This is a genomic window from Allobosea lathyri (assembly GCF_900108245.1).
In the GTDB taxonomy this organism is placed as follows: domain Bacteria; phylum Pseudomonadota; class Alphaproteobacteria; order Rhizobiales; family Beijerinckiaceae; genus Allobosea; species Allobosea lathyri.
In genome coordinates this window covers 1-19819 of the sequence record NZ_FNUY01000003.1, presented here as the reverse complement: position 1 = coordinate 19819, position 19819 = coordinate 1, and the positions used below count along the sequence as shown (strand labels likewise).

Annotated in this window: 20 protein-coding genes; 12 read left to right on the top strand and 8 right to left on the bottom strand. The window is 65.2% G+C overall.

What is annotated here, in order from left to right; genetic code table 11:
• The first annotated feature begins 50 nt into the window (after nt 1-50).
• The 4 genes from C4S73_RS07580 to C4S73_RS07565 all read left to right on the top strand — a co-directional run bounded on the left by C4S73_RS07580 (nt 51) and on the right by C4S73_RS07565 (nt 2807).
• Nucleotides 51-389 (top strand): NIPSNAP family protein, encoded by a 339-nt coding sequence (locus C4S73_RS07580; protein WP_103871906.1) that lies wholly within the window; start codon nt 51-53, stop codon nt 387-389.
• Nucleotides 390-463: 74 nt separating this feature from the next.
• On the top strand, nt 464-889 hold the full coding sequence (locus C4S73_RS07575; protein WP_103871905.1) for a cupin domain-containing protein: 426 nt from the start codon (nt 464-466) through the stop codon (nt 887-889).
• Between the two features lie 188 nt (nt 890-1077).
• Nucleotides 1078-1878: a prephenate dehydrogenase/arogenate dehydrogenase family protein gene (locus C4S73_RS07570; protein WP_103871904.1), complete on the top strand. Its 801-nt coding sequence runs from the start codon at nt 1078-1080 to the stop codon at nt 1876-1878.
• A 179-nt stretch (nt 1879-2057) separates the two neighbouring features.
• A complete protein-coding gene (locus C4S73_RS07565; RefSeq protein ID WP_103871903.1) occupies nt 2058-2807 on the top strand; it encodes an LssY C-terminal domain-containing protein in 750 nt (249 codons plus the stop codon).
• Between the two features lie 430 nt (nt 2808-3237).
• Here C4S73_RS07565 and C4S73_RS07560 read toward each other — a convergent pair whose 3' ends face one another.
• Nucleotides 3238-4170 (bottom strand): LysR substrate-binding domain-containing protein, encoded by a 933-nt coding sequence (locus C4S73_RS07560; protein ID WP_103871902.1) that lies wholly within the window; start codon nt 4168-4170, stop codon nt 3238-3240.
• 90 nt (nt 4171-4260) lie between these two features.
• Here C4S73_RS07560 and C4S73_RS07555 point away from each other — a divergent pair, with 90 nt between their 5' ends.
• Nucleotides 4261-5172, top strand: coding sequence for a DMT family transporter (locus tag C4S73_RS07555; protein WP_425290322.1), 912 nt, complete (start codon nt 4261-4263; stop codon nt 5170-5172).
• A 208-nt stretch (nt 5173-5380) separates the two neighbouring features.
• A complete protein-coding gene (locus tag C4S73_RS07550; RefSeq protein ID WP_160115686.1) occupies nt 5381-5893 on the top strand; it encodes a GNAT family N-acetyltransferase in 513 nt (170 codons plus the stop codon).
• Nucleotides 5894-6105: 212 nt separating this feature from the next.
• Here C4S73_RS07550 and C4S73_RS07545 read toward each other — a convergent pair whose 3' ends face one another.
• Together C4S73_RS07545 and C4S73_RS07540 are read right to left on the bottom strand one after the other, a co-directional pair.
• Nucleotides 6106-6360 (bottom strand): DUF2171 domain-containing protein, encoded by a 255-nt coding sequence (locus C4S73_RS07545; protein ID WP_103871899.1) that lies wholly within the window; start codon nt 6358-6360, stop codon nt 6106-6108.
• Between the two features lie 107 nt (nt 6361-6467).
• Nucleotides 6468-7724, bottom strand: coding sequence for an SAM-dependent methyltransferase (locus C4S73_RS07540; protein ID WP_103871898.1), 1257 nt, complete (start codon nt 7722-7724; stop codon nt 6468-6470).
• 148 nt (nt 7725-7872) lie between these two features.
• Here C4S73_RS07540 and C4S73_RS28155 point away from each other — a divergent pair, with 148 nt between their 5' ends.
• The 3 genes from C4S73_RS28155 to C4S73_RS07525 are packed head-to-tail and all read left to right on the top strand — an operon-like array spanning nt 7873 to nt 9648.
• A complete protein-coding gene (locus C4S73_RS28155) occupies nt 7873-8172 on the top strand; it encodes a PilZ domain-containing protein (RefSeq protein WP_103871897.1) in 300 nt (99 codons plus the stop codon).
• 22 nt (nt 8173-8194) lie between these two features.
• On the top strand, nt 8195-8917 hold the full coding sequence (locus tag C4S73_RS07530; protein ID WP_244595489.1) for a class I SAM-dependent methyltransferase: 723 nt from the start codon (nt 8195-8197) through the stop codon (nt 8915-8917).
• A 35-nt stretch (nt 8918-8952) separates the two neighbouring features.
• Nucleotides 8953-9648, top strand: coding sequence for an aspartate/glutamate racemase family protein (locus C4S73_RS07525; RefSeq protein ID WP_103871896.1), 696 nt, complete (start codon nt 8953-8955; stop codon nt 9646-9648).
• A gap of 8 nt (nt 9649-9656) precedes the next feature.
• Here the strand turns inward: C4S73_RS07525 and C4S73_RS07520 are convergent, their stop codons facing one another.
• From C4S73_RS07520 to C4S73_RS07505, 4 genes are all read right to left on the bottom strand, one after another.
• The gene (locus tag C4S73_RS07520; protein WP_103871895.1) at nt 9657-10061 is read right to left on the bottom strand and encodes a GtrA family protein; all 405 of its coding nucleotides are present in this window, start codon (nt 10059-10061) and stop codon (nt 9657-9659) included.
• Nucleotides 10062-10481: 420 nt separating this feature from the next.
• Complete coding sequence (locus C4S73_RS07515) at nt 10482-11804, bottom strand: hypothetical protein (protein ID WP_200827961.1); 1323 nt, start codon at nt 11802-11804, stop codon at nt 10482-10484.
• A gap of 378 nt (nt 11805-12182) precedes the next feature.
• Complete coding sequence (locus C4S73_RS07510) at nt 12183-13244, bottom strand: methyltransferase domain-containing protein (protein WP_103872393.1); 1062 nt, start codon at nt 13242-13244, stop codon at nt 12183-12185.
• A gap of 297 nt (nt 13245-13541) precedes the next feature.
• Nucleotides 13542-13868, bottom strand: coding sequence for an ArsR/SmtB family transcription factor (locus tag C4S73_RS07505; protein ID WP_244595488.1), 327 nt, complete (start codon nt 13866-13868; stop codon nt 13542-13544).
• 169 nt (nt 13869-14037) lie between these two features.
• Between C4S73_RS07505 and C4S73_RS07500 the strand changes: the two genes are divergently transcribed.
• The 3 genes from C4S73_RS07500 (at nt 14038) to greA (ending at nt 19344) form a co-directional block, all read left to right on the top strand.
• Nucleotides 14038-15252: an MFS transporter gene (locus C4S73_RS07500; RefSeq protein ID WP_103871894.1), complete on the top strand. Its 1215-nt coding sequence runs from the start codon at nt 14038-14040 to the stop codon at nt 15250-15252.
• A 154-nt stretch (nt 15253-15406) separates the two neighbouring features.
• Nucleotides 15407-18769 (top strand): carbamoyl-phosphate synthase large subunit, encoded by a 3363-nt coding sequence (gene carB, locus C4S73_RS07495; RefSeq protein WP_103871893.1) that lies wholly within the window; start codon nt 15407-15409, stop codon nt 18767-18769.
• Nucleotides 18770-18870: 101 nt separating this feature from the next.
• A complete protein-coding gene (gene greA, locus C4S73_RS07490) occupies nt 18871-19344 on the top strand; it encodes a transcription elongation factor GreA (protein ID WP_103871892.1) in 474 nt (157 codons plus the stop codon).
• 157 nt (nt 19345-19501) lie between these two features.
• On the opposite strand, the gene C4S73_RS07485 is transcribed toward greA, so the two are convergent.
• A partial coding sequence (locus C4S73_RS07485) for a transposase (protein ID WP_146071295.1) occupies nt 19502-19819 on the bottom strand: 318 nt, incomplete at its 5' end.

The window sequence follows — 19819 nt, the reverse complement described above, 5'->3', positions numbered from 1 at the left end:
CGGCGCGCCTGAGAAACAACTGCTCTCGCGCACGGACGACGGAGGCAAGCATGATCCATCAGCTGCGCATCTACGAGATCTTCGAGCGCAACAAGGCGGCCTTCCATGCCCGCTTCCGCGACCACGCCATGCCCATCATGGCGCATCACGGCTTCCAGATCCTGGCGATGTGGGAGACCGCGAGCGCCGGGCGCACCGAGTTCGCCTATCTCCTCGCTTGGCGCGACGCGCAGACCAAGACCGCGTGCTGGGCAGCCTTCATGGCCGATCCCGAATGGGCCGAGATCAAGCGCGTGACCAGGGCGGAACATGGCGACATGGTCGGCGCGATCGAGGATCGACTGATGACCCCGACGGACTACTCGCCGGCAGGCGCCTTCTCCCCCTGAATTTCCCGGCACGGCCCGTTGCCGGCACGCCGCATCTGCGCCAGTCTGCGCCCGCATCGGGGGGAGATCGGGACATGCCGGAGATCATTCGCATCAAGGGCCTGGAGCTTCGCTTCCTCCAGAGCAAGGACGACACTTCGGGCAGTCTCGACATGTTCGAGATGACGGTCGAGCCCAATGCCCGCGTGCCCGTCCCCCATCACCACGAAAGCTGGGACGAGACCGTCTACGGCCTGAGCGGCGTGATCACCTTCCGGATCGACGGGCAGGACGTCGCGCTGGGGCCCGGCGAGACCGCTTTCATCAGGCGCGGAGTGATCCACGGCTTCCGCAACGACACGCAGGAGCCCGCAATCTGCCTCTGCGTCCTGAGCCCGGGCGTGCTTGGTCCCGGCTACTTCCGCGAGATGGCGGCGCTGCTGGCCGATGGCCCGCCCGACCCCGCGAAGCTGAAGGAGACTATGCTGCGTCATGGCCTGGCGCCGGCCCCACCGGCTTGACAGGCTCAGCTTGACAGGCTCCCGGCCGCGCGGTTTAACCGGGCCATGACCCGTTTCGCCCCGCTCCTCGCCCAGCAGTATTACGCGCTCTTTTCATAAGAGCGGGCGCATTTTCATGTTCAACCGCTGCGTTTGGCGGTTGAATACAGGTCATCACCCGGCATCGCGGCCCCTCAGGGAACAACGCGATGACTATCGGACGCAAAACCACCCCATCGATCGGAATTATCGGCTTCGGTGCCTTCGGCCGGCTGATCGCCCGGCACCTCGCGCCACATTCTCCGCTCGTCGTATCCGACCCCTGCCAGTCGATCCCGCAGGAGAGCCCGGACAGGGTGGTCGTCTCGGATGCGCGCGGCGCAGCGCGCTGCGACATCGTCATCCTGGCGGTGCCGGTCGACCGGATGTCGGCGGCGATCGCTGAGCTCAAACCCCATCTGCGCCCCGGGGCCGTGGTGATCGATGTCGGCTCGGTGAAGATCGAGCCCGCACGGATCATGCTGGCCGAACTGCCCGAAAACGTCGAGATCATCGGCACGCATCCGCTCTTCGGCCCCCAGAGCGCCAGCCGCGGCATAGCTGGCCTGAAGATGGCGCTCTGCCCGATCCGCGGCAAAAGCTGGCGGCGGATCGCAGCCTTCCTGCGTCAGAAGCTCAAGCTCGACGTCATCCTGACGACCCCGGATGCGCATGATCGCGACATGGCGATGGTGCAGGGCCTGACCCATCTCGTGGCGAAGATCCTCGTCAGGATGGAACCGATGCCCGGCCGGATGACGACAAGAAGCTTCGAGCTGCTGATGCAGGCGACCGAGATGGTGCGCCATGATGCTCCCGGCGTCTTCCACGCCATCGAGCGCGCCAACCCGCATGCGCGAGCGGTCCGCGAACGCTTCTTCGCTCATGCGCAGGAGATCACGCGGGAACTGGAGCGCGGGCATGAAGCGCAGCGTCCGGCCGCAAGGGAGATCGAAGCGGAAATCGCGTGATCGCGGGGACGCTCCGATGATCAGGCCCCGAAAATCATTCTTTCCTCCGCTCATGAATCATCGGACGATGCGCGCGAAGCTCATCGAAGGTGATCCGGGTGGCCCCGACGACCGAACCCGTTGGCAAAAGGCAGACACGGAGGAAGCGGCGAGCGGCAAAGCTGCTTGTCGTGATCCTCATGCTTTACCTTGCCGTCAGCTATCTCATTCTCCCGGCGATCTGGATGCGCGTCGAGCATGAGCCGGGGCTGTCGAAACGGACGATGGTGACTGCGAACGCACAGGGCATCGCCGGCGACCCGATCAATATCGGCCTGATCGGGGGACGCAACGATGTCGTTCGGGCGTTTCATGCCGCCGGCTGGTACCCGGCCGATCCGATTACCCTGAAAACCAGCCTAGAAATCATCGGGAGTGTCCTGCTCGACAGGCCCTATAGAACCGCGCCGGTCAGCCCCCTCTTCTTCGACGGAAGGCGCGAGGACCTCGCATTTGAGAAACCAGTTGGCGTCAGTGCAGATCGCCGGGAGCATGTGCGGCTCTGGCAGGTGATCGCGGACGGAGCCGATGCCCGTCCCGTCTGGCTGGGCTCGGCAACATTCGACAGCGGGGTAACGCTCAGCCGCGATACCGGACAGGTCACCCATCGCATCGCGCCCAATGTCGATGAAGAGCGCAACAGGCTGATCGAGGGCCTGAACAACGCCCGCATGGTGACCAGCATCGATCAGATGAACGGCATCGGCCCAACCCTGACCGGCCGGAATGGCGAAGGCGACCCCTATTATTCCGATGGCGAGATCTGGATAGCGCGCCTCGTCAGAGCAGGAAGCAAGGCGGAGAAGCCAGCCGACATGACCGCTCCGCCGCCCTTGATACAGCTGAAGGACAGCGCGTTTTCCCTGGGGTCGCGTCTCCTAGGTGATTGATGATGTCGCGCTGGGTGGTGCGTCCGGTTCGAGACGGAGCCCGACATTCTCGGCCATCTCACCGTCCCACAGCCCCCATCCTGAGGAGCCATTCCCTGGGGAATGGCGTCTCGAAGGATGCTCCAGATGGTTCCAGAGCCTCCTGAGCATCCTTCGAGACGCCGCTTTGCGGCTCCTCAGAGCCTGGCCGATAATGTATTGAATGATCTCAGTCGGTTGGAATTTCGCATTGAAACGGGCGGTCATCCCGGGCGACCGCAGGGAGACCCGGGATCCATGCCTGAACCTTTCGGAATCAACGTTCCGGAATGGATCCCGGATCTTCGCTTCGCTACGTCCGGGATGACCACGCCTCTTTTGCCGATACTCAAGCTCTTGAAAACAAGTCCATCATTATCGGCCAGGCTCTCAGGATGAGGGCTAAGTTCTCTCAAGCCGCCTTCGCCTCCAGCTTGAGAAACCCGGCCAGCTTGCTCGCCGACAGCCCCGCCTCCGCCGCGATCCTGCCGGCCAGGGCCGTTGCCGCCGGGCGCGGTTGGCCAAGCGGACGGTCGAGCCAGTAGGAGACGGGATTGAGCGCAGTGCGCGCATCGACCATCGCGACCCGCCCGGATTCGACCTGGGCCTGCGCCAACGGCGGGCGCGCCAGCGCAACGCCAAGCCCGCAGGCAGCGGCATCCAGCACGAGATTGTAATCCTCGAACCTGCGGTCCTGCGGGCGCGGACGATAGTCGAGCCCGTGCCGCGCGAACCAGGCCCGCCAGCCGGCGGCGTCGGAATCATGGATCAGCGGCTGCTCCAGCAGGCGGGCGGGGCTCCCCTCCCCGATTGCCCGGGCAAGCTCGGGCGAGGCCACCGGAAAACACCATTCCTCGAACAACTGCACCGAAACGCGGCCGGGCGCGCCGCCGCGCCCGCAGCGTATGGCGAGATCGATGCCCTCATCCTCCAGATCGACGCGGCGATGGTCGACCTGCAGCACGATGCGCAAGGCGGGATCGCCGGCTTCGAACAGGCGCAGGCGCGGCATCAGCCAGAGCGAACACACCGATGGCGTCGCGCTGAAGCGCACGACGGCGGCGCCGCGCGCCTCGGTCCAGCGGTCGGAGGTGTCGGCCATCAGCGCGAAGGCCTCCTGCGTACGCTGAAGCAGGCGCTGGCCCTCCGGCGTCAGCCCGACGCCGCGCGCCTGCCTCTCGAAGACGCGCAGGCCCAGCCAATGCTCGAGCTTCGCGACCTGGCGGCTGACTGCGCCATGGGTGAGGTTCAGCGCTTCCGCCGCAGCCGAGAAGCTGCCGGTGCGGGCCGCAGCCTCGAAGGCGCGCAGGGTGTCCAGCGGCGGAAGCATCGAGCTGTGATCCATGCTCACAGCTCATACTTCAATTCCTCGTTTGTCAATCAGCTCATGCGGGTGTCTATCAGCGCCAACCTGTTCCCGTCATCGAGGCGCACCATGTCCAGCAGTTCAGCGAGCCTCCCCCTGAAGACCGCGCCGGGCTCCGGCGCCATGGACCCGGCCACGCTCGGCCTTGCCATCTTCACCATCATCGCCTGGGCTTCGGCCTTTCCGGCGATCCGCGCCGCGCTCGGCGGTTTCGGGCCGCTCGAGCTGGGATCGGTGCGCTTCGCCATCGCTGCCGTTCCGGCCGCGCTCTTCCTCGCGATCACCAGGCCGAAGCTGCCTGAATGGCGCGACGCCTGGCGCTTCGGCTTTGGCGGGCTGGTCTTCGTCGCCGGCTACACCGTGTTGCTCAATCTCGGTCAGCAGACGGTTTCGGCCGGTGCGGCAAGCTTCATCATCAACATCAATCCGATCATCACGGCCGCCTTGGCCATGCTGGTGCTTGGCGAGCGTTTCAGCGGCTCGCAATGGCTCGGCAGCGCGATCTCGCTCTCGGGCGTCGGGCTGATCGCCTTCGGGCAGAACGGCGCGGCGCTCGATCTCGGCTTCGGCGTGCTGCTCGTGCTCGGCGCGGCCTTCTGCAACTCGCTGACGACCATCGTGCAGAAGCCCCTCTTCGCTCACCACAAGCCTCTCACGGTCACGGCCTGGAACATGGTGGTCGGCGGCCTCCTGCTGACGCCCTTCCTGCCGAGCGGCATCGCCCAGGCGGAGACCGCCTCGACGGAGAGCCTCTACGCCATGCTCTACCTGGCGATCGTGCCGAGCCTGATCACCTACGCGACCTGGACAACGCTGCTCTCGCGCCTGCCCGCTGCGCGCGCCTCGAACCTGCTCTACGCCGCCCCGCCCGTCGCGACGCTGATCAGCTTCCTCTGGCTCGGCGAAGTGCCGACCCTGTTCGGCATCCTCGGCGGCGCCATGGCGCTGGGCGGCGTGGTGATCGTCAACCTGAAGCGCTAGATTTTTCGCGCTCACTTGGAAACACCGCGTCATCCCGGACAAGCCGCGAAGCGGCGCCGATCCGGGATCCATCGGAAGGTGCGGTGCTCTCCGATGGATCCCGGGACTTCGCTGCGCGAAGCCCAGGATGACGGCGTGGCTCCGAGATCAGGTGAGCGCGCCAGCGCGAACTTCCACTGAAGCGACGGGACTGCGATACTGCCGTGCCATGCCTGTGAAGATCAAACCGCTCAACGCGACCCATGCAGAAGCCTATCGAAACCTGCGGCTGCAGGCGCTGGCCACCGCGCCGGAAGCCTTCGGCGCCAGCCATGCCGAGGAAGCCGCGCGTCCGGTTTCGGCCTTTGCCGAGCGCATAGCCCCGCCTGAACCGAGCCGCGTCTTCGGCGCCTTTGCCGGGAACCAGCTTGTCGGAATTGCTGGCTTCATGGCGGCGACGTCGCCAAAGAGCCGGCACAAAGGCACGCTCTGGGGCGTCTATGTCGCGCCGGAACAGCGCGGCCGCGGCATCGCGCGCGGGCTGGTCGAAGCGGTGATCGCGCATGCGGCGCGACATGTCGTCATGCTGCAGGCCAATGTCGTGTCGACCAACCAGCACGCCCGGACGCTGTATGAGCGCCTTGGCTTCCAGACCTACGGCATCGAGACGAAGGCGCTTTGCGTCGATGGGGTATTCCATGACGAGGCGTTGCTGGCGCTGGATCTTTCGTTGGGCTCTTAGAGCGCGCTTATCGCACTCGGAAACACTGGGTCATCCCGGGCTTGACCCGGGATCCATTCCGAAGCGCTTGCCGTCATCGTTCAGGCATGGATCCCGGCTCTGCGCGGAGTTTATCCTTGGGCCGACCGAAGGTCGGACCCGAGGGCTCCTGCCGGGATGCCCCCACGCGGGCAGGCCCAAACCGCGCAGGTCGAAGGTGCCTCACCTGCCGCTCAGACGGGCTTGCCGGACTGCTCTTCTTCCAGCGTGACAGCGACGGCCGCATTGGCCGATAGCCGCACCTTCTGCCCTTCGACATCCGCGACCAGACCCAGTTCCACGAAATGGTGATGGCCCTTATGGTGGCCCTCGCCGCTATCGGCCTTGGTCAGCTTGATCCTGCCGTTCTCGACGCGATCGACGGTGCCGACATGGACTCCGTCCGCGCCGATCACCTCCATATGCTCCTTCACGCGATCGTCGTTCATGACCTGTCTTTCGCTCGCTGATGGCGGCTGTGCCATCCATCAAACCCGGCCAGGGCGAAAATGTTTCGCGGCGCGGGGGCAGATACGCAAAGCCCGCGAGCGCGCCTTTAGAACCCCCGCGCCTCCAGCGCCTTTTCCGCATCGGTGATGTAGTCGCGGATCATGGGCACCGCGCTCTTGTGCGGGCCAAGCAGGAGCTGGAACACCATGTCGCCGCCGATGTCGAAGGAGATCGAGCAGGCGCAGAGATAAAACTCCCACATCCGCGCGAAGCGCTCGCCCATCATGGCGACGACCTCCTCGCGCCTGGCCATGAAGCGCTCGCGCCAGGCTTCCAGCGTCCAGTGGTAGTGCCGCCGCCAGAACTCGCAATCCGACGACCACAGCCCTGTCTGCTCGACCGCCGCGAAAACCTCCGACATCGCCGGGGCATAGCCGCCGGGAAAAATGTATTTGTCGAAGAACGGCCCGGTGAAGCCGGGCGGGCCGACGCGGCCGATGCAATGCACCAGCGCGATGCCCTCGGCCGGCAGCAGATCGCGGATCTTCTCGAAATATTCGAGGTAATGCGCGACGCCGACATGCTCCATCATGCCGACAGAGACGACCCGGTCGAAGCTGCCGGTCAGCTCGCGATAGTCCTTGTTGATGAAGGTCACGCTGTCGCCGACGCCCGCCGCCTCCGCGCGCTTCTGAGCTGCGGCCATCTGGTCCGGCGAGACGTTGAGGCCGGTCACCCTGGCGCCGCAGGCCTTGGCCAGATAGATCGAAAGCTCGCCCCAGCCCGAGCCGATATCGAGCACGCTCATGCCCGGCTCGATCTTGAGCTTGGCCGCGATGTGGCGCAGCTTGGCCTTCTGCGATTGTTCCAATCCTATGTCGGGAGACTGCCAATACCCGCAGGAATAGGTCATCGTCTCGTCGAGCCAGAGCTTATAGAACTCGGTCGGGATGTCGTAATGGTGCTTGACCTTCTTGCCCGCCTTCCCGAGCGGGTTGTGCATCCGGAAGCGCCGGATGCGGAAGCGGACATTGCGGATGACCTTCTGGATCGGGTGCTTGCGCAGCTCCTTCCGCTGCATCCAGAACAGCGCGAGCAGATCATGGATCGAGGAGCCATCCTCGAAATCGATCCGGCCATCCATATAGCCCTCGGCCAGTGCCAGCTCCGGGTTGAGGAAGATCTCGCGCTCGATCCTGTCGTCATGGAAGCGCACGGTAACGGCCGGGGCGAGCTTGCGCTGCCCGGCGAACAGAATCTCCTCCGGCCCCGAGCCGAAGACGTGGCGCTGGTTGTCGGGCGTAATGACGGTCAGTTGGCCCTTGCGGACAAAGCGCTTGAGCAGTTTTGGCAAGAGCAGCATCGCGGATCCTGAGCCAGCGGGTGTTGACTTCGACGCGACAGAACGTTGCGCCGGAAGGAGAGCTGTGGCCGACATCTGCATCAGCCTCGCTCCATGCTCATTGTCTAGGCTCTGCTTCCGACTCGCAATGGCTGGAAGGCTACGCATAATGGAGCAAAGACGCGGGAAGCGCTGGCGGGCGCGCTTGCGCTCGGCAAGGCTGTTCGATGCGTCCCGGCGCCTCCTGGTCGAGTGCCGCGTGCTCGACCTGTCGCCGATCGGCGCCCGCCTTCAGCCCCAGAGCGACCGGCCGCTGCCCCTCGAACTGCTCTACCGTGCCGGCAACGACGAGGATTTCAGGACAGCCGAACTGGTCTGGATCCGGAATCGCGAGATCGGCATCCGCTTTTCGGACGCGGTGCAGGAGGAACGACAGCGACAGTTGCGAAACGGACCGCCATCGGCTTAGTCGTTGGTCGAACGGCGGCGAGATGCTGCCCGCAACGGCGAATGGCGAGAGCATGTCCTGGCGTGATTTCTGGAATGGCGAGCATGCGATCTACGTGTCGCCGCGCCACAAGGCTTTGCATTACCGCCAGATCGCCACCGACCTGATCTCGCATATCCCGGCCCGCGACGCAGTCGTGCTCGACCATGGCTGCGGCGAGGCGCTCGATGCCGCGCGCGTCGCTGCCGCCTGCGGCAGGCTTTATCTTTGCGAAGCCGCTCCCAATGTCAGGGACAAGCTGCGCGCCATGCTCGGCCGGCGGGACAATGTCTCCGTCGTCTCGCCGGAAGAGGTCGCGGCACTCCCGGAGAACATGCTCGATCTCGTCGTCGCCAATTCGCTGATCCAGTATCTCGGCCGCGAGGAACTGACAGCGCTGCTCGCCCTCTGGCGCAGCAAGCTCAAGCCCGGCGGAAAGCTCGTGATCGCCGACGTGATTCCGCCCGATGTCAGCCCGCTGACCGATGCCTCGCAGCTGCTCGCCTTCGCCTGGCGCGGCGGCTTCCTGATGGCGGCGCTGGCGGGCCTCGTCCGTACCGCCTTCTCGGACTACCGCAAGCTCAGGGCGCAATACGGTCTGGCAACCTATGCCGAGGCCGACATTGTCGGACTGATCCGTGCGGCCGGCTATGACGACGTGCAGCGACAGCCAAATTTCGGGCACAACCCGCACCGGATGACATTCGTGGGAACGAACCCCGCGTGACCCGCCACAACCGCCGCTCTTAAGGACATGATCCAATGCATATCGGCTTGATCGGCGGCATCGGCGTGGCGGCGACGGTGGTCTACTATCAGCGTCTCACGGCTGCTGCAGCGGCACGTGGCGTATCGAGGCTCGAGCTGACGATCGCTCATGGCGAGATTCAGGAACTGATCCGCAACAATCTCGCCGATCTCAGGGCCGAGCAGGCACAGGCGTTTCTTCCGCTCGCCACGCGCCTGAAGGATGCGGGCTGCGATTGCCTCGCACTGACATCGCTCGGGGCGCATTTCTGCCTGGCCGAGCTGGCGGCCCTGTCGCCATTGCCGATCGTCTCGGCTGTCGCGCCGCTCGACGCCTATTTCGTTGAACGAGGCATCAAGCGGATCGGGCTTCTGGGAACCCGGGTGGTGATGCGCACGCGCCTTTACGGCCAGCTCGGCCATACCGATGCAATTGCGCTGGACGATGAAATCGAGATTCTCGGCCAGACCTATCAGGACGTCGCAGTCGCCGGCACCTGTTCAGCCGCACAGCGCGAGCGCTTCCTCGACGCAGGCAGGCGGATGACCGCGGCGGGAGCCGACGCGATCGTTCTCGCAGGGACCGACCTCAATTTGGCGTTCGACGGGCAAGACCCGGGCTATACCGTCATCGACGCCCTGGATGTTCATGTCGGTGTGCTCGCTGACCTCGCTGCGGGGCGCAAGTCCCTGGCCGAGGTCGCGTCCTAGCCCGCTCCTCATCCCGCCCGATCGGCGAACGAAAAGAACTTGTGCCCGAGGAACGAGAACACCATCACGATCCCCGTGGTGACGAGTTGCATCGGCAGATAGGGCAACCCGGCCCGCGCCACGAAAAGATGCATCAGGATGCCGGTGAGCACGAAGCCGCCAAGCGCGATCAGGGCGAAACGCCAGGTCGCCTGCGCATGGGAATGCGTTGCATCGAAGGTGAGCCAGCGGTTCAGCGTGTAGGACACCACCGCACCCAGCACGAAGCCGGCAAGCGTCGCCGGCACGGGATCGACCCCGCCAAGCTCCACCAGCCCGATCAGCAGCGCATAATGCGCGACCGCCGTGACTCCACCGGAGAAGATATAGGCGACGAGCTGGCGCGACTGGCGAGGGAATCGGCGAAACGGCATCCGGGCAGTCTATAAGGCATCGGCCCGAAAAATGGGGCGCGGTTTTCGGAGAAAGCCGATGCCTAACCCGGATGGCAGACGGTGGCGCTTGGAGCCGTTTGAAAACGCCTACAGCCCTCATCCTGAGGAGCCATTTCGTCAGGAATGGCGTCTCGAAGGATCCTCCAGATGGTTCGGGAGCCTCCTGAAACATCCTTCGAGACGCCGCTTCGCGGCTCCTCAGGATGAGGGCTGAATTCTCCAACTGTCTCTAAGAGAGCTTGATGATCTTGCGTGGAAACACGCCGTCATCCCCGGCGTAGCGAAGCGGAGACCCGGGATCCATCGTAGAGCTCGGTTCCCTATGATGGCTGCCGGAGCTGCGCGGCTAAAGCCGCTTGTCCGGGATGACGGCGAGTTTCCAGATCAAATCATCGCGCTTCAACCCGCATCGCTGCCGGCGAGATTGGCCGGCATGCCGCCGACCGGCAGGTCGAGCCCCTGCTTCAGCGTGTCGAGATGGTATTCGCGGATACGCCCATTGCCGGGATCGCTGACGAAGGCGCTGCCGCCGATCACGGCAAGGCCCGGCGTCGGCGTCGGCGTCTTCGCGCCATACTGGCAATCGAAGCCCGCAACCGCATCGAAGCTGGCAAGCTCCCGCCAGCTTGGCGCGATTTCGTAGACGCGCAGCTTGCCGTCCGGCGTCAGATTGACCAGCCGGTCGCCCTTGCCACTCAGCTCGAACTGGCAGGCCGCCTGCCCGCCCGGAACCGGCAGGACATCGGCGGCGCCGCCCGCCTTCGCCGCAGGGTCGATCCGCAGCAGCGCATCATAGGGCGCCTTCAGCCCGTAATTGCCGACCATGTAGCGCGCGCCCTCACGGGCCTTGATGGCGCTGACGCGGCGCTCGTCGGGATAGGCGATCCTGCGCCCGCTCCAGCGGCCCTTCCCGCCCTGCGACAGCACGAGCATGCCGCCATCCGTCCCTTCCGCGCAGCCGAAGACATGGCTGCCTCTGGAAGCGGCATAGCCGTGGAACAGCTTGCAGGACGCGTCCGTGCGGGCGCTGTCGTTGAAGAGCGCAAGCCGCTTCCAGCCCTTGCCGCCGCGTTCGAGGATTTCGAAACCGTCGGGCCGCGACGAGGCGCTGCGATCCTCGCCCTTGGCGTAGACGGGGTTGGGCACCGACATCAGCCATTGCCGCCCACCCAGCGGAATGACGATGCCGTGCTGCGGCGCGGGGCTTGGCCAGATCGTCACCTCCGGCGCCTTCAAGGCGAGGCTCCTGATCGGGATGAGAACGGCCTTCGCCTCGCTTTTGCGCTCCCAGGGGCGAACCCCGTCATAGAACAGCGCCAGTTCGCCCTTGGCCGAGACGATATGGGCCGGTTTGTCACCGGTCACGGCGAAATCGAGCAGCTTCACCTCACCCTTGTCGATGTCGACATGGTCGCCATGCGATTCGACGGTGAGGCCGGTATCGAGGAAGCGGATCGTGCCCGCCTCGTCCCCCGTCTTGATCACGACATAGCGGCCGCCCTCGACGCCGGCGAAACCGGGATTGGCCTTGGGCAGATCGAAGCTGTGCGTGACCTCGCCGGTGTCGAGATCGAGCACGCGCACCACCGGCTTTTCATGGTCGGCGAAGACCAGCCTGCCGCGCAGCACGGTGTGGTCATGGGCATCTGCCGGGCCGGATGTGGCGAGACAGACAAGCGCAAGGCAGGCGGCGAAACGGGCGGCAACGGACGGTCGGCTCATAGGTCGTAGTCTCCTTGGACCGGACGCATCCTCGTTCGGGACAGCCGGCCAATCTCGTTATGCAACGATATAACATTGCTTAATACGAGCAGGACCACAACTCGAAAGCTGGCTCCCCGCACAGGAAATTCGCGCCCGGCGGAGTTTTACCATTATCTGCTCGTAAGCTGGCGCGGACTGTTGAGCAGGCTGCTCATGCTCGAACGCACACCGTCATCCTGGGCGTAGCGAAGCGGAGGCCCGGGATCCATCGAAGGGCCAAGTCATTGCCAGAATCGGCGCTCTGGCAAGGATTGGCACTCTAGGATGGATCCCGGATCTGCGCGGCTTCGCCGCTTATCCAGGATGACGGCCCGTTTCCGAGCCTAAACGGCCTACTCAGGCCCGCACCTCGAAGACCATGTTGAACGGCGTCTCCGTGGCGCGGCGGAAGCGGGAGAAGCCGGCATCGAGCGCGACCTTGCGCAGCCGCATCTCGCCGGCCTGGGCGCCAAGCCCGAGGCCGACCTCCTGAGAGAGCGAGGCGGGCGTACAGATCATCGTCGATGCCCCGTAGAAGATCCGCCCGACCGGATTGATGTTGTCCTTCAGGTGATCATGCGCGAAGGGCTCGACGATCATCCATGTGCCGTCATCGGCGAGCGTTTCCTTGACGTGACGGCCAGCCCCGGCAGGGTCGCCCATATCGTGCAGGCAGTCGAACATCGCGACGAGATCATAGCCCCGCGCCGGATAGGTCTTGGCCGAGGCCTGCTCGAAGACAACCCGGTCATCGACGCCCGCCTTGGTCGCGGCCTCCCGCGCCTTGTCGATCGACGGACCGTGGTAATCGAAGCCGAAGAAGTATGAATTCGGAAAGGCCTGCGCCATCAGCACGGTCGAGGCGCCATGGCCGCAGCCGACATCGGCGACGCGGGCGCCCTTTTCGAGCTTGGCCTTGACCCCGTCGAGGGCGGGTATCCAGCTGTTGTTGAGGTTGCTGTTGTAGCCGGGCCGGAAGAAGCGCTCCGTGCCACGGAACAGGCATGTGCTGTGCTCGTGCCAGCCGACGCCCGCGCCCGTTTTGAAGGCGTCGGCGATCTTGGGCTCGTCGAGCCACATCGCCCGGACGATCTCGAAGGCGCCGGCGAAAAAGGCAGGACTGCCCTCGTCCGCAAAGGCCATCGCCTGTTCGGCCGAGAGGCTGAACCGATCAGTGTCGCCGTCATAGTCGATGTACTCGGCCGCCGCCTGGGCCGAGAGCCACTCCCGGACATAGCGCTCCTTGAAGCCGGTCTTGGTGGCGAGTTCCTCGGCCGTCACCGGCTTCCCGTCCGCCATGGCCTTGTAGAGGCCGAGCTGATCGCCGAGGACGACGAGCGCGCCGGTCACCGACGCTCCGACATCTCCGACCAGTCGCCCCACCAGGGCGTCGAGCTTTTGAGGGTCGGCTTCACGCATGGCCATGCTCCTTGGGTTGGGCGCAGCCGGCTTTGACGCGATCCGGCCTGACGCCATCGCGGAAGAGGCGACGCTATACCCTCCGATGCGTAAATCAACGGGGCGAAGCTTTACCCGCAGGCGTGTGCGTTTTCGACGCGCGAGCCCTCATCCTGAGGAGCACTTCCGAAAGGAAGTGCGTCTCGAAGGATGCTTCAGTTTGTGATGATGGCGCCCTCTGGAGCATCCTTCGAGACGCCGCTGCGCGGCTCCTCAGGATGAGGGCTCGAAAAGCCAGCGCCGATAACTTGATCGACCTCAGCCGCGGACCAGCTGCCCATCGGGAATGCGCGGCAGGTTCGGGTCGCGCCGGGCGGCCTCGATCACGCTGTCGAGCAGGCCGGGAAAGCGCCGGTCGAACTCCTCGCGACGCAAGCTGATGAAGCGGGACGTGCCTTCGACACGCGCCTTGGTCACCCCGGCCTCGCGCAATTTGGCGAAGTGATAGGTCAGCAGCGACGGCGAGGCGAGGTCGCAGAAGCTACCGCAGCGCGCCTCGACCTCCTCGCCATCGGCAAGCGCCACCACGACGGCGAGGCGAATCGGGTCCGCCAGCGCCGCGAACACCGCAGCGGGCTCGACCATGTCCATATCGGGATGAGAAACCGGCTTCATGCCTCTGAAATAAGCGATCCGGACGCTCCTGACAATATTCAACATTCATTGAAATTAGGCTTGACCTCATCCCGGTCGCAAACCTAAATTCAACGATCATTGAAATTCCGGGGAACCGGAGATTTTTAAGGACGGTCCTATGGACGCACGTCTCCTCTGGCTGGCCGGCGGCGCTTTCGCCATCGGCACCGGCAGCCTCATCATCACCGGCATTTTGCCGAACCTCTCGGCCGGCCTCGGCGTATCCGTCGACACCGCGGGCCTGCTGATCTCGATCTTCGCGCTGGCCTATGCGATCGGCTCGCCGGTACTCTCGACCATGCTGGGCGATATCGATCGCAAGACTGTTCTGGCTTCAGCCATGGCCGTGTTCGGGCTGGCCAATCTCGGCGCGGCGCTGGCCAGCGACTTCACGCTGGTGATGGCGGCGCGCGTCGTCATGGCGCTGGCGGCCGGCGTCTACATGCCCGCGGCCAATGCGGTCGCGGTTGCTCTCGTGCCGCCGGAGCGGCGCGGCCGCGCCATCGCGCTCGTCACCGGCGGCATGACGGTGGCGCTGATTCTCGGCGTCCCCCTGGGCACGGCGGTGGTCGCCTTCGGCGGCTGGCACCTCGCCTTCCTGATCGTCACCCTGTTCAGCGCGCTCGCGCTGATTGGGATTCTCTTGAGGTTGCCCGCCGGCCTGCCGCGCGGCAGCAACACGCTGCAGGAACGGCTGCAGGTCGCGCGCCGTGGCGACGTGCTGCTCGCTCTGGCCACGACCATGCTTTGGACCACCGGCGCCTTCACGCTCTACACCTATGTCGCGCCGTTCCTGGCCGCCCATGCCGGCATCACCGGCGCCTGGCTGGGCGGCGCGCTCGTCATCTCCGGCATCGGCTCGGCCATCGGCAACCAGCTCGGCGGCATCGCCAGCGACCGCTACGGCCCGGAGCGCACGCTCCTGATCGTGCTGAGCGTGCTGGCGGCATCGCTGCTGGCGGCTTCGCTTGCGGCGGTGTCTCTTGAGCCGTCCAGCGCCATCTTCGTCCTGCCCGCGATCCTGCTGATCTGGAGCGCGGCCGGCTGGGCCGGACACCCCTCGCAGATGTCGAGGCTTGCCGCGATGGCGCCCGATGCCGCCGTGGTCGCGCTCTCGCTGAACGCCTCGGCGCTGTATTTCGGCATTGCGGCCGGCGCGGCGCTGGGCCAGCAGACCCTGCGCCATTTCGGCACCTGGCCGCTCGGCTTCGTCGGCGCGGCCTGCGAGGTGGCGGCGCTCGCCGTGCTCTTCATCGCGATGCGCCGGCGCCGCCCCGCACGGCGCGCACTGGAGATCGCGCCCATCGAGGCAGAGCCACAGCCTGTGCGTTAAGCGCCCCGAACACAGGCAGTATGACGGTTTCCGCTTCCCCCCGCCGCTGCTCCACTCTATAGCGAGCGCCTAGCATTCATTCAGGCGCTCGCCGGCCTCCGCTCGTTCGATCGGATCAGGCTGCGCGCGCCCACGCGAAGACCGAGCCGAGATCATGCCGAAGCGCACAGACATCAAGACGATCCTGATCATCGGCGCAGGGCCCATCATTATCGGCCAGGCCTGCGAGTTCGACTATTCCGGCACCCAGGCGTGCAAGACGCTGAAGGCCGAGGGCTATCGCATCGTCCTGGTCAATTCGAACCCGGCGACGATCATGACCGATCCGGACCTGGCCGACGCCACTTATGTCGAGCCGATCACGCCCGAGATCGTCGCCAAGATCATCGAGAAGGAGCGCAACGTCCTGCCCGGCGGCTTTGCGCTGCTGCCGACCATGGGCGGCCAGACCGCGCTGAACTGCGCGCTCTCCCTGAACAAGAAGACGCTCACCGACGCATCGGGCCGCAAGATCAGCGTTCTCGAGAAGTTCGACGTCGAGATGATCGGCGCCACCGCCGAGGCGATCGACAAGGCCGAGGACCGCGAGCTGTTCCGCGAGGCGATGACCAAGATCGGCCTGGACACGCCGCGCTCGCACCACATCAAGACGCTCGGACAGGCGCTCGACGCGCTCGAGGATATCGGCCTGCCCGCGATCATCCGCCCGTCCTTCACCATGGGCGGCACGGGCGGCGGCATCGCCTACAACAAGAGCGAGTTCATCGACATCGTCGAGCGCGGCATGGATGCCTCGCCGACGAGCGAGGTCCTGATCGAGGAAAGCGTGCTCGGCTGGAAAGAGTACGAGATGGAGGTTGTCCGCGACAAGAAGGACAACTGCATCATCGTCTGCTCGATCGAGAACATCGATCCGATGGGCGTCCATACCGGCGATTCGATCACGGTCGCGCCGGCGCTGACGCTGACGGACAAGGAATACCAGATCATGCGCGACGCCTCGCTGGCGGTGCTGCGCGAGATCGGCGTCGAGACCGGCGGCTCGAACGTGCAGTTCGCGGTCGATCCCGAGACCGGCCGCATGATCGTCATCGAGATGAACCCGCGCGTCTCGCGCTCGTCGGCCCTGGCGTCCAAAGCCACCGGCTTCCCGATCGCCAAGGTCGCGGCGCGTCTGGCCGTCGGCTATACGCTCGACGAGATCGAGAACGACATCACCGGCGGCGCGACGCCGGCCTCCTTCGAGCCGACGATCGACTATGTCGTCACCAAGATCCCGCGCTTTGCCTTCGAGAAATTCCCCGGCGCCGAGCCGACCCTGACCACCGCGATGAAGTCGGTCGGCGAGGCCATGGCGATCGGCCGGACCTTCCAGGAATCGCTGCAGAAGGCGCTGCGCTCGCTGGAGACCGGCCTCGACGGGCTCGACGAGATCGAGGTCGATGGTATGGGCCACGGCGACGACAGGAACGCGATCAAGGCCGCGCTCTCGACGCCGACGCCAGACCGCATCCTGCATGTCGCGCAGGCCATGCGCTTCGGCTTCACCGACGAGCAGATCCACGAGAGCTGCAAGATCGACCCCTGGTTCCTCGAGCAGATGCGCCAGATCGTCGACACCGAGGAAAAGGTCCGCAAATTCGGCCTGCCGCAGACCCCGGGCGCCTTCCGCCAGGTCAAGGCGATGGGCTTCTCCGACAAACGCCTCGCCGCCGTCGCCGGTAAGAGCGAGGCCGAGGTCAGGGCGCTCAGGCGCTCGCTCGATGTGCGCCCCGTCTACAAGCGCATCGACACCTGCGCCGCCGAATTCGCCTCGCCGACCGCCTATATGTACTCGACCTATGCGATGCCCTTCGCCGGCAAGGCCGCCGACGAGGCGCGCCCCTCGGACAAGAAGAAAGTCGTCATTCTCGGCGGCGGCCCCAACCGCATCGGCCAGGGCATCGAGTTCGATTATTGCTGCTGCCATGCCTGCTATTCGCTGCGCGATGCCGGTTATGAGACCATCATGGTCAACTGCAATCCCGAGACGGTCTCGACCGATTACGACACCTCGGACCGGCTCTATTTCGAACCGCTGACCGCCGAGGACGTGCTCGAAATCCTTGACACCGAGAGGCAGAATGGCACGCTGCACGGCGTCATCGTCCAGTTCGGCGGCCAGACCCCGCTGAAGCTCGCCAACGCGCTCGAAGAGGCCGGCATCCCGATCCTCGGCACCTCGCCCGACATGATCGACCTCGCCGAGGACCGCGACCGCTTCAAGCGCCTGCTCGACAAGCTCGGCCTGAAGCAGCCCAAGAACGGCATCGCCTATTCGGTCGAGCAGGCCCGCATGATCGCGGGCGAACTCGGCCTGCCCTTCGTCGTGCGTCCGTCCTATGTGCTCGGCGGCCGCGCCATGGCGATCATCCGCGACGAGGTGATGTTCGAGGATTATCTGCTGGGCACCCTGCCCTCGCTGATCCCCTCCGAGGTCAAGGCCAAATATCCCAACGACAAGACCGGCCAGATCAACACCGTTCTCGGCAAGAACCCGCTGCTGTTCGACCGCTATCTGTCGGACGCCATCGAGGTCGATGTCGACTGCCTCAGCGACGGCAAGGACGCCTTCATCGCCGGCATCATGGAGCATATCGAGGAAGCCGGCATCCATTCCGGCGATTCGGCCTGCTCGCTGCCGCCGCGATCGCTGTCGCCCGAGACCATCGCCGAGCTGGAGCGCCAGACCAAGGCGATGGCGCTGGCGCTCGATGTCGGCGGCCTGATGAACGTGCAGTACGCCATCCAGAACGGCGTCATCTACGTGCTCGAAGTGAACCCGCGGGCGTCGCGCACGGTGCCCTTCGTCGCCAAGGTCGTCGGCATCCCCGTCGCCAAGATCGCTGCCCGCATCATGGCCGGCGAGAGCCTGGCGAGCTTCGGCCTGAAATCCGAAAAGCTCGACCATGTCGGCGTCAAGGAAGCGGTCTTCCCCTTCGCCCGCTTCCCCGGCGTCGATGTGCTGCTCGGCCCCGAAATGCGCTCGACGGGCGAGGTCATCGGGCTCGACCGCTCCTTCGACATCGCCTTTGCCAAGAGCCAGCTCGGCGCCGGCTCGAAAGTGCCGGTCAAGGGCACGGTCTTCGTCTCCGTGCGTGACGAGGACAAGCCGCGCATCGTGCCCTCGATGCGCATCCTGGCCGATCTCGGCTTCCGGATTCTCGCCACCGGCGGCACGCTGCGCCTGCTGCAGGACGAGGGCATTTCGGCCGCCAAAATCAACAAGGTTCTGGAAGGCCGACCCCACGTCGTCGACGCCATCAAGAACGGCGAAATCCAGCTTGTCTTCAATACCACCGATGGCCCACAAGCATTGGCGGATTCGCGCTCGCTTCGCCGCACGGCCCTCTTGCACAAGGTGCCCTATTATACCACCTTGGCCGGAGCGATCGCGGCTGCAGAAGGCATCAAGGCCTATTGCAGCGGCGATCTCGAAGTACGATCGCTACAATCCTACTTCGTGCGCGCAGCCTGAAAACAGCGCGCCGGGGCGGTTCTACAAACGATCGGAAGCAGGACGCAGGCGGCGAGGAACGCTGCCGGCGGCTCACTGCTTTCGAAAATCGGGATGAGACGATGGAAAAGGTTCCTATGACCGCGGGCGGCTTCGCTGCTCTCGAGGCCGAGCTGAAGGACCGCCAGCAGGTGCAGCGCCAGCGCATCATCCTGGCGATCTCGGAAGCGCGCGCCCACGGCGATCTCTCGGAGAACGCCGAGTATCACGCGGCCAAGGAATCGCAGGCCCTCAATGAAGGCCGGATCATGGAGCTCGAATCCCTGATCGGCCGCGCCGACATCATCGATGTCTCGAAGCTCGGCGGCGACACGATCAAGTTCGGTGCGACCGTGCAGCTGATCGACGACGATACCGAAGAGAAGAAGATGTACCAGATCGTCGGCGAGCCCGAATCCGACGTCCGCTCCGGCAAGGTCTCGATCGGCTCGCCGATCGCCCGCGCGCTGATCGGCAAGAAGGTCGGCGACTCCGTCCAGGTCAACACGCCCGGCGGCGGCAAGTCCTATGAAGTCGTGAGCGTCGTCTTCCGCTAGACGACCCGCTCCGCGGTCTGAAACATCGATCACCCCGGAGGCGGCAACGCTCTCTCCGGGGTGTTTTTTTATGCGGGGCGCCGATCAGAGCTTAATGATTTTACGTGGAAACCCGCCGTCATCCTGGGCGACCGCAGGTCGACCCGGCAACTGTGTTTCATCGTGGCTGGAAGGAGCGTTTGTCGCGCAGGACGGCGTTTGCGGTGACGAGGATTTTTCGGGCGATGGCGATGAGGGCGACCTTTGCGGGTTTTCCGGCGGCAGTCATGGTTTTGTAGAGGGTCGCGAAGCGCGAGCGGGAGCGGATGGTTGCGACGGCGGCCATGTAGAGGGCCTGTCGCAGGCGCGGTCTGCCCCCGGCAATGGCGCGCTTGCCGCGGAAGGCGCCGCTGTCGCGGTTGAGCGGCGCGAGGCCCGCCAGAGCGGCGATGGTCTTGGGCGAACGCTGGCCGAGCTCGGGCATGAGCGCGAGCAG